This is a genomic window from Mycoplasma miroungirhinis, assembly GCF_013008815.1.
Lineage (GTDB): Bacteria > Bacillota_I > Bacilli_A > Mycoplasmatales > Metamycoplasmataceae > Metamycoplasma > Metamycoplasma miroungirhinis.
The window spans coordinates 388,395-405,435 of record NZ_CP053097.1 but is presented as its reverse complement, the minus strand read 5'-3'; the positions used below and the strand labels follow the sequence as shown (position 1 = coordinate 405,435).

Genomic DNA, 17,041 nt, shown 5'->3' with positions numbered 1-17,041 from the left:
AATTAACACTTCAGGATAAGTGTTAATTTTTTTAGTTTTCTAAAACAAAATCAAAATAAAAAACAAGCACTAATTATTGTGCTTGTCTTAATAAAAACTACTCTTCTTCTTTGACTTGATAAACTGAAGCGTATTTTCTATTACGTCTTTTTTCATATTTAACAATACCATCTATTAAAGCATATAAGGTATCATCAGATCCTATACCAACATTTTTACCTGGAAAAATTTTTGTTCCTCTTTGACGATAAATAATTCCACCAGCTAATGTAAATTGTCCGTCTGCTAGTTTTGCACCTAGTCTTCTACCGGCTGAATCACGGCCATTATGGGTACTACCCCCAGCTTTCGTATGTGCCATTTCTTCTTACCCCTTAATTTCCTTAATTAATACTCTTGTATAAGGTTGACGGTGACCTAATTTACGTTTATGTGTTGATTTGGGATTATGACGGTAAACAACGATTTTTTTCGCTTTTCCTTGTTTTTCAATAACTCCTGTTACAGTTGCACCTTGAACATAAGGTGTTCCTATTTTAGAGTCTAAAACTACAATTTTATCAAAAGTGATTTCGTTTCCTGCTTCACCTTCAACTTTTTCTATAAAAATTGTGTCTCCTTGTTTAACAAGTAGTTGTTTTCCACCAGTTTTAATAATTGCGAACATATGTCCTCCTTATTTAGTGGCTCACCCTTAAGGTGCTATGCTTAAAACCTTTTTGGAATGGTTACAACAAGTAACATTACAATTATACAAAAAAAATTATGAAATAAGCAAAATATCTTAATATAGAAAATTAATTTTTATATTGTTTAATTTTTAAATTTATGCTCTAAAACATATTATTTATATATGTATTCTAAATTTAAAAATTATTTTGAAATAACAAGTAAATTATTATTTTGAATTATTGTTATTTTTCATTTTAACAAGTACAGTTGTTTTATCTTGTGCAAATTGTAATTCGAAATAAAATGTTAAATAATCATTAAAAAAATTATAAATTCTACTTGAATTTGCTCCATAGTTTTTAGGATTAAAATTTTTAATTGTTTTATATAAATGTTCACTTATTTTTGATAGGAGAATATAACCTGATTTATCTAATCGTCTTTGTTTTCAGTAATGAAATTTGATATTTCATTTATTAAATTATTAAGTGGTTTATCATCTTTTGTTGATTTTTTATTATTTTATCCATCTTTAGACTTAAGTATGATTATTATTTTATTAATTTGTTTTTGATAATTTTCAATTAAATTATCAACAGTTGTTATATCATGAATTATTTGAAATATTTTGATAATAAAATTGATTTAATTTTTAATAATTTTTTTATTTCACATTTAATATAAATAATCTTATTAAAGATACTATCGTATTTGCTAAAATCTTTAATTTCTTGCATTGAATTATATACATTTATTTTTAATAAGTCTGATAGCGATAAATTTTTTTGAGCTGTACCTCTACTTAAAAGAATTATATGCTCTTTATATTTTCTTAAATATGATAGTAAATATAAGGGGGAATAAGAACTTATTTTTATCAATCGTTGATTTAAAAAACAATTTTTTTCATCAATAACAGAAACCCTTCCAATATTACCTGTCATTGTCATCACAATATCTCCAATATTTAATTTATATTTAGATATTGCATTTTTCTTTGATAGATATGAAATATTCTCAGTATTTAATCATAAATCTTCGATATTTTTTATTGTTATTAATTTGAAAGGTGAATATACTAAGTATTCATCACTTTTGAAAACACCACCATTAAATGTTAAAAAAGCATCTTCAAAATTTATTTTTTCACAATAATTCTCATATAAACTAAATAAATAGTCTTCTATTTTATAGTAATATTTCAATTGTTTTTGATAATTTTCAATTAAATCATCAACACTTCCTATAGTGTTAACTATATGTTGTTGAAACTCTAAAATTGTTGAGGGTATTTGCATTTGTTCAATATGCCTTAAACGTAAAGAAGGAACTGTTGACCCAACTGCAACTTTACTAAAATAATTATTATTATAAAAAATATAATAAAACAAAAATTTAGGTAAATAATCTTTAGAAAATATATCGATAAAATAGCACCTTTGATGTAAATCAAATTTACCTTTATAATATATGGGAATAAATTCTTTTCCTTCTCCTGGAATTATAATTCCTTCAGAATCAAAAAGATATTTATTACTGTGTTTTATAACTTTCGATCTATCAAATAACGGAAAAATTCCATTTTCTATATTGTTGTCAGAATTTGATGAACCATTTTTTATTTTTGCTACATCTTTAATAAATTTCATAATTTCCTCTTTTATATTAAGTAAAGTTACACAATATTTATTAATCTGATTTAAATTTTATAAACAAACATTGGAGGGATAATATGCTTTTAAAATATATATTAGATTTAAAAAGCGGTAAATTACCAGTTTTAAATGAATATGGTAAATATAATGTATATGGATCTTCAGGAATAATTGGTAAAACTGATTTTTTTAATTCAAATAAAGAATCAATTTTTATAGGGAGAGTAGGAAATTGTGGTTCTTTATTTTTTAATAAATTTGAATCTTGAGCTTCTGATAATGTGATTATAGCCACGCTAAGTAATTCAGAATTTATACTGAAATATATATATTATTTTCTAAAAACAATTAATTACAAAAACATAAGTATAGGTAGCACACAACCGCTATTGACTCAAGATATCATAAAGTCAATTAATATACCAGAGTTTTCATTAATTTTTCAACAACACATAGTTAACATTATTTAATCTCATTTAATAAAATCTCTTTAACTTTATTTTCTAGTTCTTCTCCTTTTTTCATTAATTCTAATAATTCATTGGTAGCTAATTTAAGTTGTTCCTTAATTTCTTCATCTGATAATTTATTAGATTCATCAGTCCCAACATATCTACCAGGGTTTAATGAATAATCTTTTTCTTGAATTTCTGAAAGTGATGCTACTTTAGCAAATCCAGGAATTCCCTCATTAAACTCATCATTCTTAAATTTTTTATATGTATCAACAATTAAATTAATATCTTCATTTTCTAATACTCGGATTTTTTTTGATATTAATTTTCCTTTATCACCCGCATCTACAAATAATATATCTTTATCTGTTTTTGCTGCATTTAATATCCAACATTGCACAGAGATACTAACATTATAAAATAATTTATTAGGTAATGCAATAATTGCATCAACTTTACCCATTTCAACCATATTTTTTCTTAAATTATAATCATCTTTTTGATTACTTGTTGTCGCACCGTTTGGCATTAATATCGCTGCTTTACCTTTATTAGGTGCAAGTTTTGAATACATTAGTGATAATCATGCATAGTTGGCATCCTTATCATTAGGTCTTCCAAAAATCCACCTTGGATCTCCTTCTAAAGTAGATTTTCAATAAGATTTTAAATTGTAAGGAGGATTAGCCAATATATAATCTGCTCTTAAATCTTTATGCTTATCATCCGTAAAAGAATCTCCATTTGAAGAACCAAGGTTTCCTTCTAAACCTCTAATAGCTAAATTCATTTTAGCCATTTTTCAAGTACCTGGATTACTTTCTTGTCCAAAAATAGAAATATCATCCACATTACCCTGATGTTCTTTTACAAATTTAGAACACTGAACAAACATACCCCCCGAACCACAACAAGGATCATAAACTCTACCTCTATATGGTTCTAAAATGTCCACCATTAATTCAACTAATGATTTAGGAGTGAAAAATTCCCCTCCTTTTGTGGGAATTTTTTTTGCAAATGCTCCAATGTAAAATTCGTATACCTGACCAAAAAAATCGCCATCCACTCCTTCCATATTCAAGTTATTAGTGAAGAAATCTACTAATTCACCAAGTGTATCCTTATCTAAATCGCTTTTTGAATAAGTTTTAGGTAAAATATTTTTTAGTTGGTCATTGTGTTTTTCTAATTCAACAAAAGCCATATCAATTAATTGACCCAAATTATATGTTTTTCCAGTTTCAGGGTCAATTTTATTAGATTTTGTATATTTAGAAATTTCAGATCATAATGCATTTTTAGGTACTATAAAGACATGTTCTGAAATATAATAATCTTCGTCATCTTCTCTTCCATCATTATATTTAGATAATTCCTTATACTTAGCACTGTATTTGTCACTAACATATTTTAAAAATACCAAACCTAAAACTATGTTTTTATAATCAGCAGGATCACATTTATCTCTTAACTTTTCAGCAGCTCCTCATAAGACATTTTCAGCAATGATTTGTGACATATTATTTCTCCTTTAATTTACTATTTATCTTTTTAATTATTTCTTACCATTTAAAATAATTTTTAAACTTTTATAATGCATTACCCTTTTATTTTATATATATTAACAAATCATGGATAAATTGTAATTTTTTAATAATTCTTGTTTTTTGTTTTAAATATACAAAATTTACCATATGAAAAATTATAATAAAACTATTAATTTATTTTTCTTAATTATATTTTTTACTTAATTTTCTAAAGCAAAAATGAATTAAATATAAACATATTTCAAATTTAAAAAGATCATAAATTCCAAATACAAAATGTTTTGTGTATTTGATTAAAAAATAATTTTGTAAAAGAATAATATAGAATTTTGCAATTAGAATTGAATTACAATAATATTTTTTCATTGGTTTTTCTAGTCTATATTAAAACATTTTTTTATAAAAAATCTTATTTTATTATTTTCGTTAATTTATAACAATTTATTTTTAGTGGTGGTGATAATAATTAATGCTGTTTTTGTTTTATTTTTTAGTAATTTTAACTGAACAAATAATTATCTCTGGGAATGGGGAGATTGATGTGAAATTTTATGTAGGAAAATTTAATGCTTATCAAAGAACATATGTAATTTCACCTAAACAATATTTTTATTTATTTCTTAAAGAATGCGAAAATCAAATAGATAATCTAAAAAATAATTCACAAGGAAGTGTTATAAAATTTATTACAAAAAACATGCTCGAAAGTATAACTATAATAGAACATAATAATTCAGATGAAATAAATGACAAAATTAATTATGTTTATCAAAATCTAATTAATTTAAATAAAAAATTGGAATTTCTACTTAAAATCAAACAAATAATGCTACATAAATATTTCAAATAGTTAACACTATAGGAAGTGTTGATGATTTAATTGAAAATTATCAAAAACAAATTAATAAAATAATAATCATACTTAAGACTGCTATTTTAAAATATAAAAAAGAGGTATTTATTGATTATTATGAACCCGATATTATAAAATCAGGAATTAACAAATATAAGGGACTGAAAAATTATATTGACACTGCTTCAGTGGAAGGTATTAATAATATTTATAATCATCAAAAAATTAAATATGATAATAGACCTTCAAGAGCAAATATGCAATTTTTTCAAAATAGTATTTGATTTGCTAAAATGAAGAATTCATACAAAATTTTAACTGTGACTGCAGATGATTTAGATTTGATTAATAATTGTATTTTGTCTACGGGTTTTTGTGGTATTCAATGTACAGAGAAATTTCCTTTATCATTAGCTTTTTCTATCATTATTTCCGATTCATTTACTAGCGAGAGAAATAATAATTCAGTTGGTACGACGATGATGAGTATTAATAACAATACTTTTCGAAACATCAAAGTTCCTAAATTAGAAAAAGAAGAAATTATGAATTTTAATCAAAATTATGATATATATATCAAAAAGTTATCCAGTTTAAGATTGAAAATAGCTAATTTAATTAGCATAAAAAATATCCTTCTTAATAAATATTTCTAATCAAAAATACCTCTTATTCAGGGGGTATTATGGAAAAATTTAAAAAATACTTATTGGGTAATAACCTATCAAAAAACACTATTGAATCTTACTGTTTTTCAATTAATTATTTTTTTTCAAAATTTCCAACTATTAATAAACAAAATTTATTAGCTTTTAAAGCAGAATTAGTTGATAAATATAAAGGGAAAACTATAAATTTAAGGATTCAGGGAATTAATAAATATCTTGAATTTATTGAAAAAAATAATTACAAATTATCTTTTGTTAAAATTCAACAAAAGAGTTTTCTTGAAAATGTTATTAGCGATGCTGATTATGAATTTTTAAAAAATAAACTAAAAAAGGATAATAATATTGATTGGTATTTTGTTGTGAGATTTTTGGGAGCAACAGGAGCTAGAGTTTCAGAATTAATTCAATTTAAATTAGAACACTTAAAAAGAGGATATATAGATTTATACACTAAATCAGGAAAAATAAGAAGAATATTTATACCTAAAAAATTATCATTAGCAGCTATTAAATATTACTCATCTATAGGTAGAGACGATGGTTATTTGTTTTTAAATAAAAATGGTAAACAAATCACAACTAGAGGAATTGCTCACCAATTAAAATGTCTTGCCGCTAAATATAATATGAATACAAAAGTAATATATCCGCATTCATTTAGACATAGATTTGCAAAAAATTTTTTAGAAAAATACAAAGATCTTGCTTTACTTGCTGATCTTATGGGACATGAATCTATTGAAACAACTAGAATTTACTTAAGAAAAACTAGTGAAGAACAACAAGCAATAGTTGATAAAGTTATTGATTGATAGAAAAAAACTTTTGAAGTAATGTTTTTTTAATATTCAATAAGTTCTGTTTCTTTTTTTCTAAATCTATAATATTAAAATACATAATATTAAGATTATTTTTTTCTAAATTAGATAATAAAGGGAAAATTAAATAATTTATAGCATTCGAAGCATGCAATATAGTTGTACCTGTTGAATGCTTTTTAATAATTTCTTGATTAATTCTGTTTTTTAAAGAAAAATAAATATATCCCTTATCATCAATAGTTGATTTAACCTTTCTTATTCCAGATGAAAAATATCCATTTAAAGCAGTTGCAACCCTTCCTGGTGCTCCATCAAATGATATTAATATATCTGTTTCATCACATAAGGATAATTTATCGTTTTTTGATACATAAATAGTGTTGTTTTTATTTATTAGATCACCCACTCTAATATATTCAATATCATCTTTACTTTTTACTTGTTTATAAAAAGATGAACCAACTTCCTTTCCTTTATCGAATCTAACATAATCATATGAAACTCATTTATCTATCTTAGACACTATCATGTCACTTAATTCATGCATTTTTGTTATTCTTTCTTGATAATTTTCAATTAAATCATCAACACTTCCTATAGTGTTAACTATATGTTGTTTGTGTGTTAAATTTGGTAAGTTAATATTCAAATTTTCTAATGTTGTTTTTGAAAGTTCATTAAATGTAGAATCTATAAGTATATCTAAATTAACTGATAATCAATAATATAAATATTGGTAATGTAATACTCTTCCATCACAAACTTAATAGATTAAAACCTTATTTAATTTTATAGTGACAGCGATAATAATTAATGCTGTTTTTTGTTTTATTTTTTAGTAATTTTAACTGAACAAATAATTATCTGTGAATTAATAATATAATAATATAGAAAGTGAGTTTTTATGTTCAATGAAGCTGAAGTTGAAAATACTATAATAACTTTGCTAAAAAATGAAAAATATGAATTTTTGGATAGTGAAAATGATTATTGATTAAATAATCGCAAATTTGATGATTTTATTAATAAAAAAGTATTATTTAATTGTTTAAGACGGATTAATAAGATAGATGATGAAACCATTTTAGAAATGGCGATTAATCATATATTAACTTTGGTTAATCCTTCATTATTTGAACGAAATTATGATTTTCACAAACTTTTAATTGATGGGTTATCTGTTGAAACAGTTGATAACATAAATACTACAATATATTTTATTGATTTTAATAATCCAGAAAATAATGTTTTTCAAGTTGTTCATCAAGTTAAATTTAATGAAGGAAAAAACACTAGAATTCCTGATGTTATAATTTATGTTAATGGTATTCCATTAGTAGTGATGGAATTAAAATCATTTGCAGAGGATGCAAGTAACGCAACTCTAGAACATGCATACGAACAACTTGGCTCTAATTCAGAGACAGATGGATATAGATATGATATTCCTACTCTATTTAATTTCAATTCATTTTTAGTTATTTCAGATGGTGTAAATACAAAAGTAGGTACATTAACATCTAAAATAGATAGATATAATGAATGAAAAAGCATAGAAGGTGAAAAAGGATACGATACAAATTGTGTATATAAATTAGATGTTTTAATAAAAGGAGTTTTTAATAAAACTCGTTTTTTAGATATCATTAAAAATAATATATTTTTTATATTAGATAAAAATGATAAACCTATAAAAATAATGGGACAATATCATCAATATTTTGGAGTTGTTAAATCTGCTAATTCTGTTAAAAGAGCCATTAAACCTGTTGGTGATGGTAAGGCAGGAATAATATGGCATACTCAAGGAAGCGGGAAGTCATATTCTATGGTTATGTTAGCACACAGACTTATTTGTGAACAAACTTTAAAAGTTCCAACTATTGTTGTACTAACTGATCGAAATGATTTAGATGATCAATTATATAAAACTTTTTATAGCGCAAGAAATTATTTAAAATGTGAACCACAAAAAGCTATATCTAGAGAAGATTTGGTAAATAAATTAAATGATATAAAACAAGGTGGAATTATATTAACTACAATTAGAAAGTTTGATAAAGATAATCTACCAAGAAATGAAAGAAGTAATATCATTGTTATGACTGATGAAGCTCATAGAAGTCATTATGGTATTTATGAAACTGTCAAGTATGAAAAAAATAAAGATACAGATGAATATGAAGCAATTTTTAAATATGGTGTAGAAAAATATATTAGAGATGCATTACCAAATGCAACATTTATTGGATATACTGGAACCCCTGTTTCTAACAAAGATAAACAAACTACTGATGTATTCGGTGAAATTATTGATGTTTATGATATGACCCAATCTATTATTGATGGTTCTACAGTTAAACTATATTATGAATCTAGATTAGCTCAAGTTTGGACTGATGATAAACTTTTAAATGAAATAGATAATTATTATAAATGTTTAGAAGAAACCAGAAAATCTGATAGTGAATCTATAGAAAAATCAAAAAAAGAAATGTCTAAATTGAAAGTTATTCTCGAAGATGATGATATGATTGAACTTTTTGCTAAAAATATTATGGAACATTATGAAGAAAGAAAAGGTTTCCTAAATGGTAAGGCAATGATTGTCTGTCAAACAAGGGCTGCAGCCTTAAAACTTTATAAGAAAATTACTGAAGATTTATTTCCTAAAATGAAGAATCAAATTATATTGGTTGTTACAGAATCAAATAAGGATACAGAACAACAACGACAAATTTTTGGAGATTCTGATTATAGAAGAACATTGGGAGAAGAATTTAAAAAGGATAATTCTAAATATAAAATTGCAATTGTGGTTGATATGTGATTAACTGGTTTTGATGTACCGGATTTAGACGTAATGTATTTCATTAAACGTTTAAAAGCTCATAATTTAATGCAAGCTATAGCACGTGTTAATAGAGTTTATCCGGGTAAAGAGGGCGGATTAATTGTAGACTACATAGGATTATCTAAAGCTCTTGATGAAGCATTGATATTCTACACTGATAGAGAGAGAAAAGAAAATGTTCAAGATATTCGTAAAGAAATTTATAATCTTTTTAAAGAAAAATTGAGTATTTTAAATGAGTGATTTTACAGGATAGATAAAAGTAAATTTTATAGTAATGATTCAGCTAAGAGATTTGCAGCTATTCAATTTGGTTCACAATTTGTTCTAGAAACAAAAGAAAGAGAAGAACGATTTATGGATGACTTCTCTATATCTATTAAACAAGCATTTGTTGTTTGTGGTGGTATAACTACAGAAGAAGAAAAAAATGATGTTTATTATTATCTAGCAATACGAAGTTTTATTTTAAAATTAAGAATGAGTTATTCTTATATATCTATTAAAGATATGAATCTTTATGTATCCAAATTATTAGCTGATGCAATTAAAGGTGATGAAGTAAAGGTATTAACTGAAAACAAAAATGAATCAATAAATGTTATTGAATTATTAAGTGCTAAAAAAATTGCAGAATTAAGACAAAAAAATCCACCTCTAGTATTTATGGAAATTATTAAGCAATTATTAGAAAGAGCAATATCTGAATCTAGAAAAAATAATTATTTCAAATCTCAAGAATATAGTAAGAGATTGAGAAAAATTTTAGAACAATATTCTAATAGAGATGGAGAATTTTTACCAGAAGCAACTATTGCTGATTTAGTTTCGTTTGCTGGTGAAATAGTTTCTAATGAAGAAGAAGCTAATCGCGTTGGTGTATTTGGAAGAGAAAGAGCTTTTTATGATGCTCTTATTAGAGATAGATCTGCACAAGATCTATTAAATGATGAAACTTTAAAATTAATTGCTCATGAATTAAAAGAAATTGTTGAAGAATATGCAACAACGGATTGATTTCATAAGCAAGCTACTAGAGCTAAAATGAGAACTAAAATCAAGGAATGTTTGAAAAAATATAATTACCCACCTGAATATACAAAAGAAGCGGTTCAAGATGTTATCAAACAAGCTGAATATATAATGGAATGATAATAAAATATGGATGCGTAAAAAATTAGTGTGTCGAAAATAAAAAAAGCTACGAGCTTGTGCTTGTAGCTTTTATTTTTTGATCTAAAAACTGAATAAAAAAAAAGTAGGCCACTAACCCACTACAAAAGATAACTATATTATATCATTAATGGCCTCCTTGTACAAAAAAAATAAAAAAAATTTTTAAATTGAAAGTAGGTTATTTATGGGTGCATGAAGTGAATTAAAGTTAATGGAGGATGGATGCGATTATAAGAGTATCAAAGATTTTTATAACAATTTAAATTTTGAAAAGAAATACAATCAGAAAAAATATGACAAGCAAAATTTAGATCACATTAAAAAATTCATAAAAAGTGGAAAACTTGTTATTTCTGAAAGTTGAAAAAATAAATTATCTAGAGATCTTGTTTTATTAAAAATTTTTATAACAATTAGAATCTACAAAAATTCAAATATTAATCTTTCTAAAAATGATTTAATTAACGAACTTGGATTTAAGAAATCTACTGTTAATTTAGCGATTAAAAAAATGGTAGATTTAAATATGTTAGATGAAGAATTTTTAAAAGAAAAAAATCTTCTAAAATTGAGAAAAATTAATCTTAGAAAAAAGGGTGAAATTTATGTAGTTATCAAGGGTTATAATGAAATGAAAATTTTACTTTTATTAGGGTTAAAATCTGCGTGATGATTTACGATTGAAAAATTTAAATCTAAAGCTCTTTTTGGTAAGAAATTCTATTCACATAAATTAAGTCAAAAAATAGTTTTACAGAATAATTTTTTTGATGATTTAAGTAGAAGTCAAATATATAAAATGCATTGTGGATTTGCTGATATTTTAGGAGTTAATTTAAAAGAAATTTATATGGTAGTAAGAACCATAAAAAAGAAATTTATTACAATAAAAAATAAAACAGGAAAGATGTTTAAAAAATTTATTGGTAGTGATTTTAAAAGTCAAAGATATTTAATTATGAAATTTTAATTAGTCAAAAAATCAGTCATGTATATGGACATGTAGTTTAATGCAAAACACGCTTTGTTTACAACGTATTCTGGTTCAAGTCCAGATAAGTCCTCCAATTGTTAAAGGTATAAACATGATTCTAATTAAAAACAATGTTAAATATTTTTTAAAAATGAAAAACTACTTACTTTAGTGGTATTTTTAACTTTGAAATTTTTGAAAAAATCATAAATTTTTTGAAGGGGGTTTTTAGGATCGGACAAAATTTGAAACATAAATATATAGTCATGTATATGTAATATATAACATTAAAAAAAGGTATTAATATATGTATCCACATGTTTATTCAAATATTGAGTTTGCAATTAAAAGTAAATAATAAAATGACATCATAGTTATTTGCTATGGTGTTTTTAATAGAAAAAACTAGCTTAACTATTTAATTTATTTAGTAATTTATAGTATCAATCACTTGGTGATCTTTGTTATATATTTTTAGAAAAATGTTTTTTTTTAAATGATCAATAATAGTATCAACAATATTTTTGTCATATATTAATGATAATCCTTTTTTTAATGTATAATATAGTTATCAATATATATTTGAATCGTCAAGTGGAATCGCCGCAGTTAATACTTGAAAGTGGAATATATAGTGAGTAGGCAAGTGGAGAAAAAAATATTTTTCAGACACACTTTGTTGTGTCGCTTTTTTATTTTTTTTGTAAAAACTAAGAATTTGGTGTATATAATAATGTTGCAGTGATATATTTGTAACACTAAGGGGATTTTCCGTTTAGAGACTTAGAAATGGAATATATTAAGGACGGAATAATACGAGAAAAAATATGTTTTTCGGACATAACATCATTGTTATGTTGTTTTTTTATATCTTTTTTTTATAAATTTCTAAAAAATTATATGGTGGTGTATTTTATTTAAATGAAACAATGTATGAATATATTGAAAATAATAAGCATAAAAGAGTTGTTTATTACCACGATAAAATCTTAGAAAATTTAGCAGTTTCTAAATATGATTTTGAACTAATAAAAGCATGTATTTTAGCTGATTTAAATAACATTAAAATACCAAGTGAAATAATTAAAATTCAACCTTCAAAACAACATTTGTTTTTCTTAAAAAAAAGGTTCAAAATTAACGAACAAATTAGCTTAAAAAATGATCTAAAAATAGAGGAAAATAAAAGCATTTTTAAAGCTTCAAAAAATGAAAAAATTAATCTAGAAGTTGATGATCTTTTTGTCAATATTCAAGGTAAAAAATATGGTGAAAAATTAAGGTGTAGAGAAGCTATTTTGCATACTAATTTTATTAAAAATAAATCCAAAAAAAGTGCTGTATTATGTTTGTTTTTCTTAAAAAAAGTAAGTGATAAAAACACTGAAACTAATGATTTAAATTGAGTTTCAAGTAATTTAAACCACTATTTAAATAGTCTAAATATAGATAGAAATAGTGTGATTTTAAAAGGTGATGGTGCTAGATGAATGAAAACAATTTCATTTAATATAAACGTAAAATACACCTTAGATTATTTTCATTTAGTAAAGAAAATCAATGAAACATTTGGGTTTAATCACTTCGCAAAAAAAGAAAATAAAAAAGTATTTTTAAATTGATTTAGTAAAAAATATAGAATAAGATGACTGGATTTATTTAGGTATGTTTTTAGTTATGAATGTAATGGGGGTATGAAATTTATGCAAAAATAAGAAATCAATTTCTGCTTGAAACTAAAAATATTAACCTGGAAAATAAATTTATTTTGAATGCAAAATCCTTATTTAAGTTCGTAGAAAATAATAAATATCATATCTGAAATAACGAAAATAAATTTTGTTTAGTATCAAGTTATACAGAACATTTTGTATTTAATTCCTTCAAAAAACACATCTTAAAAGTCAATAGTACGTTTAATTTAGAGTCTATAAAATCAAAAATTATGTACAAAAATTTAAAAAAACATGTCGGAACAATTTTTTTATAAATTTCTAAAAAATTATATGGTGGTGCAGATTTGTGACAAAGAATAAAAAAATTCTACTATAACTATGTTATAGTAGTTTAATCAATATTTTATAGTTTGCACCAGATTTGTGACAAAGTTTAAAAAATGATGCAAATCTGCATCAGAAAAATTAAAAATTCTATTATTATCTAATAATAATAGCAAGCACAATGATGGTACTTCGGTTAGAAGTTTGCACCATTTGTTGGCTTGCCTTTAAAGGTGCGTACGCGCGCGAAGAGAACATTTTTTGCATCAGCAGAAAAAAAGTGAAAACTGCATTAATTTAGCGAAAATGATATATAATTAAGTTATCAAAAAATGAATGTGTACAAGCTCAGCTTATAACATACCGATTTTTTACCCCTCCAATAAATAAGTAAATTAAAATTAAAGTCATAAATTAATATATCTATATCGAAACTATAAAATGTTTATATTATTGCAGATGCTACAATATGGTAAAATATAAATATTGAAAACATATGAAAAAATATATAATAGAAAACAATCAATTATCTAATAAATTTAGTTTTATGATATTTAAATACATTAAAAAAAAATATCAAAAACATATAAATTACTATTTAAAGTTCCAATCAAAACATTGAATTTGATTAAGAAATAAAGTTTCTATAAATTACTTAAATTTCATATTGATAATGTAATTAAATTAATATAAAAAAAGATAATAATATTATGTCTTTATGGATATATAAAAGTATAGATACTAATTAGTCTTAATTAAATACAAAAAATTCCACTTAAAATAATTAATTAAAATAATCTTATTAAGTATTTAAAATATGAATTTTAATAGTTATTAGGATAAAATAAAAAATTAAAAAAATTTTAATAAATAGCTTAATTTTCATACTTATAATAAAAGAGCACATAAAATATAAAAGTTTACCAATACTTAAAATAATTAAAAATATAGAAAGGTTTACTATGAATAAAGAAATATTAGAAAGAGAAATAAATCACAGTAGTAATAGTTTAATTACAAAAGAAAGTTTAATGAATTATATTGAAGAACAAACAAAAAGTACTATAAAAAGAAATTCTACAGATATAACAAAAGCTTTTAGATATGCTAATGATGATGAATGATATACTACTTATGAAGATGTTGAATATTTTATTAAAAATTCACAAATACCAAAAGATAAAGTTATTTGATGTCCTTTTGATTTAGAATCATCTAATTTCGTAAAAGCCTTTAAGGATTATGGTTATAAAGTTATTTATTCTCATCTTTTATATAATCAAGATTTTTACAAATATCAACCAAATGAACATTGAGATATTATTGTTTCAAATCCTCCTTTTAGAAATAAGCATAATTTAATAGAAAGATTACTTGAATTTGGTAATGAAAAACAATGAGCATTAATTTTTGGAATACAAGCACTTAATAGTGAAAAATTTTGTGATAAATTACAACAATTTAAAAGAGTTCAATATGTACATTTAAAAAGAAGAATGTGTTTTACAAAAGACCATTTAAAATATGATGTAATGAATTTAGATAGACCATCTTTTGCATCAATGTGAATATGTAATAATATGTTCAAAAAAGATATTCAAGTTTGAAAAGGTGTTAATTATAAAAAAGACAAAAAGGAATACTGTTAATACAAATGGTTATCAATGTTTCAATTAATTTATATAAGTCACTAAAAAATAAATTTCTAAAAGAAAATAAAAATTATACAGATAATCAAATAATAGAATTATCTAATCAATCAATATATCAAACACTTTTTTATGATAAATACATAAACGAGACATATAAAAATTGTAATTTTATTGAAATTCAACAACCATTTCAAGGAGTTATTGTTAATAACGATTTTATTGTATTTTTTTCAATGATATTATCTAATGATTTTAGAGTAAAAGGTAGAAATACATTTTTATCTCAAGGTTTTTATCCAGCTTATAAAGTTGCCAAAAAATTAAATTTGCCTGTTAAAGTATCATTAAATCCATATTCTGTAATGAAAAGAATAGAAAATAATTTAGATCCTAAATTTATACCTTCTAAAAAATTAACTAATATTAGAACAACTATTTCTGAAATGAAATTATTACAAATTGAGTTTAGTTTAACATTAAATGATATTGAGAATTTTTTTGATGATAATTTACAAAGTTATTTAAACGCAAAAAAAGCATCAAGGAATACTAATAAAGGAAATAATGGTATTTGATTGCTAAAAGAATTACAAACAAATAATGTTAATGTTTATGGTGTGGATAATAAAAAAGATGTTGGAAAAAAGGATATATTTGATGGTGCAAAATGAGGAGATTTATTTTTAGTTATTAAATTATTAGAAACTAAAAAAGAGCAATGAAATATTGAAAATTTATATTTTATTATTTATCAAGAATATAAACATAAAAGCTATACCAAAAAAATTAAAATAATTCAAGATGCTGGATTTAATGTTATAAATAATTTACTGGAACAAAACAGTATTTTTGTAGATGAAAATTTAGACACAGAAGATGATATTATAAGAAGACAAACCGTCTTTAGAAATAATATTTTAAAAGAATATAACTTTAATTATGAGTGTTTTGCATGTAATTATGGACTAAATTTACAAGCAAGTCATATCCATAGATTTAGTGATATAAGAAAAGAATTTAAAAATGGTACTCTAAGTAAAAAGGAAGCTCAATTTCAAGCTGTAGATGGTGTAAATGGTTTTATGCTTTGTCCTAATCATGATAAAGAATTTGAAAATGGTATTATTTATTTTGATTTAAAGACTAGAAAATTTATGATTAATAAAAATACTCAATTTTCTTCCAATTCTATAAATAATGAAATAAAATCAAGTATATTAAATAATTTAAAACAAAGATTATCAAATAAAATTCTTAATTTATTAAACAAAAAAGATACTCAAAATCGATTTATAAAATATATTACTAAACATTATGAAAGAATTAATATATTTCCAAAAAAATAACAAAATAAAGTTAAATAAATGCATAAAAAAATTATCGATAAAAACTTTATTCTTCAAGAAGATATTATTTTAAATACTCCATCATCAGTATCAACTTTTATTGTATGAAGACAATCAAATGGATATGATGAATGCAAAAACAAAGACAACAAATCTTTAAATTAAATTTTAATTAGAGTTGCTAAAAGAAAAAATATTTAATAATTTTGTATTAAATGAATATTTTGATTAAAAAGTAATTAAAGAATTCTATAAACCAATATATTGCTTTCTTTTGTTAAGAATTATTTTTAATTTGTTTTATATTGTTATAAATTTAAGTAGTTAGTAAAATGATTTTGGATTACATTATTTTTTAACCAC

Annotated in this window: 15 protein-coding genes; 10 read left to right on the top strand and 5 right to left on the bottom strand. The window is 23.2% G+C overall.

Annotated features, from left to right (window positions below; translation table 4 throughout):
- Positions 1-97: 97 nt before the first annotated feature.
- The 3 genes from rpmA to HLA92_RS01840 form a co-directional block, all read right to left on the bottom strand.
- Positions 98-361, bottom strand: a complete 264-nt coding sequence (gene rpmA / locus HLA92_RS01850) for a 50S ribosomal protein L27 (protein WP_171112972.1) — start codon at positions 359-361, stop codon at positions 98-100.
- Between the two features lie 6 nt (positions 362-367).
- Positions 368-667, bottom strand: a complete 300-nt coding sequence (rplU, locus tag HLA92_RS01845) for a 50S ribosomal protein L21 (RefSeq protein WP_171112970.1) — start codon at positions 665-667, stop codon at positions 368-370.
- Between the two features lie 619 nt (positions 668-1,286).
- Positions 1,287-2,321 carry a restriction endonuclease subunit S gene (locus HLA92_RS01840; protein WP_171112968.1) on the bottom strand — a complete coding sequence of 345 codons (1,035 nt, stop codon included), beginning with the start codon at positions 2,319-2,321 and terminating at the stop codon, positions 1,287-1,289.
- An 83-nt stretch (positions 2,322-2,404) separates the two neighbouring features.
- Between HLA92_RS01840 and HLA92_RS01835 the strand changes: the two genes are divergently transcribed.
- Positions 2,405-2,797, top strand: coding sequence for a restriction endonuclease subunit S (locus tag HLA92_RS01835; RefSeq protein WP_171112966.1), 393 nt, complete (start codon positions 2,405-2,407; stop codon positions 2,795-2,797).
- Here the strand turns inward: HLA92_RS01835 and HLA92_RS01830 are convergent.
- Positions 2,790-4,304: a type I restriction-modification system subunit M gene (locus HLA92_RS01830; RefSeq protein WP_171112964.1), complete on the bottom strand. Its 1,515-nt coding sequence runs from the start codon at positions 4,302-4,304 to the stop codon at positions 2,790-2,792. The genes HLA92_RS01835 and HLA92_RS01830 overlap by 8 nt on opposite strands.
- Positions 4,305-4,873: 569 nt before the next feature.
- On the opposite strand from HLA92_RS01830, the gene HLA92_RS01825 reads away from it, so the two are divergent.
- The 3 genes from HLA92_RS01825 to HLA92_RS01815 all read left to right on the top strand — a co-directional run bounded on the left by HLA92_RS01825 (position 4,874) and on the right by HLA92_RS01815 (position 6,671).
- The gene (locus HLA92_RS01825; RefSeq protein WP_171112962.1) at positions 4,874-5,182 is read left to right on the top strand and encodes a restriction endonuclease subunit S domain-containing protein; all 309 of its coding nucleotides are present in this window, start codon (positions 4,874-4,876) and stop codon (positions 5,180-5,182) included.
- Positions 5,183-5,373: 191 nt separating this feature from the next.
- Positions 5,374-5,841 carry a restriction endonuclease subunit S gene (locus tag HLA92_RS01820; protein WP_171112960.1) on the top strand — a complete coding sequence of 156 codons (468 nt, stop codon included), beginning with the start codon at positions 5,374-5,376 and terminating at the stop codon, positions 5,839-5,841.
- A 29-nt stretch (positions 5,842-5,870) separates the two neighbouring features.
- Positions 5,871-6,671 (top strand): tyrosine-type recombinase/integrase, encoded by an 801-nt coding sequence (locus HLA92_RS01815; protein ID WP_171112958.1) that lies wholly within the window; start codon positions 5,871-5,873, stop codon positions 6,669-6,671.
- Here HLA92_RS01815 and HLA92_RS01810 read toward each other — a convergent pair.
- Entirely contained in the window at positions 6,658-7,326 is a 669-nt protein-coding gene (locus tag HLA92_RS01810) for a restriction endonuclease subunit S domain-containing protein (protein ID WP_237023518.1), read from the bottom strand. The genes HLA92_RS01815 and HLA92_RS01810 overlap by 14 nt on opposite strands.
- A gap of 255 nt (positions 7,327-7,581) precedes the next feature.
- On the opposite strand from HLA92_RS01810, the gene HLA92_RS01805 reads away from it, so the two are divergent.
- From HLA92_RS01805 to HLA92_RS01780, 6 genes are all read left to right on the top strand, one after another.
- The gene (locus HLA92_RS01805) at positions 7,582-10,686 is read left to right on the top strand and encodes a type I restriction endonuclease subunit R (protein WP_171112956.1); all 3,105 of its coding nucleotides are present in this window, start codon (positions 7,582-7,584) and stop codon (positions 10,684-10,686) included.
- A 205-nt stretch (positions 10,687-10,891) separates the two neighbouring features.
- The gene (locus HLA92_RS01800) at positions 10,892-11,677 is read left to right on the top strand and encodes an MAGa4850 family ICE element protein (protein WP_171112954.1); all 786 of its coding nucleotides are present in this window, start codon (positions 10,892-10,894) and stop codon (positions 11,675-11,677) included.
- A gap of 932 nt (positions 11,678-12,609) precedes the next feature.
- Positions 12,610-13,395, top strand: a complete 786-nt coding sequence (locus HLA92_RS01795; RefSeq protein ID WP_171112952.1) for an Mbov_0401 family ICE element transposase-like protein — start codon at positions 12,610-12,612, stop codon at positions 13,393-13,395.
- A gap of 1,247 nt (positions 13,396-14,642) precedes the next feature.
- Positions 14,643-15,329: a sugar-phosphate nucleotidyltransferase gene (locus HLA92_RS01790; RefSeq protein WP_237023517.1), complete on the top strand. Its 687-nt coding sequence runs from the start codon at positions 14,643-14,645 to the stop codon at positions 15,327-15,329.
- 5 nt (positions 15,330-15,334) lie between these two features.
- Complete coding sequence (locus HLA92_RS01785; RefSeq protein ID WP_171112950.1) at positions 15,335-16,678, top strand: HNH endonuclease; 1,344 nt, start codon at positions 15,335-15,337, stop codon at positions 16,676-16,678.
- 18 nt (positions 16,679-16,696) lie between these two features.
- Positions 16,697-16,843 (top strand): DUF4357 domain-containing protein, encoded by a 147-nt coding sequence (locus HLA92_RS01780; RefSeq protein WP_171112948.1) that lies wholly within the window; start codon positions 16,697-16,699, stop codon positions 16,841-16,843.
- Positions 16,844-17,041 lie beyond the last annotated feature (198 nt).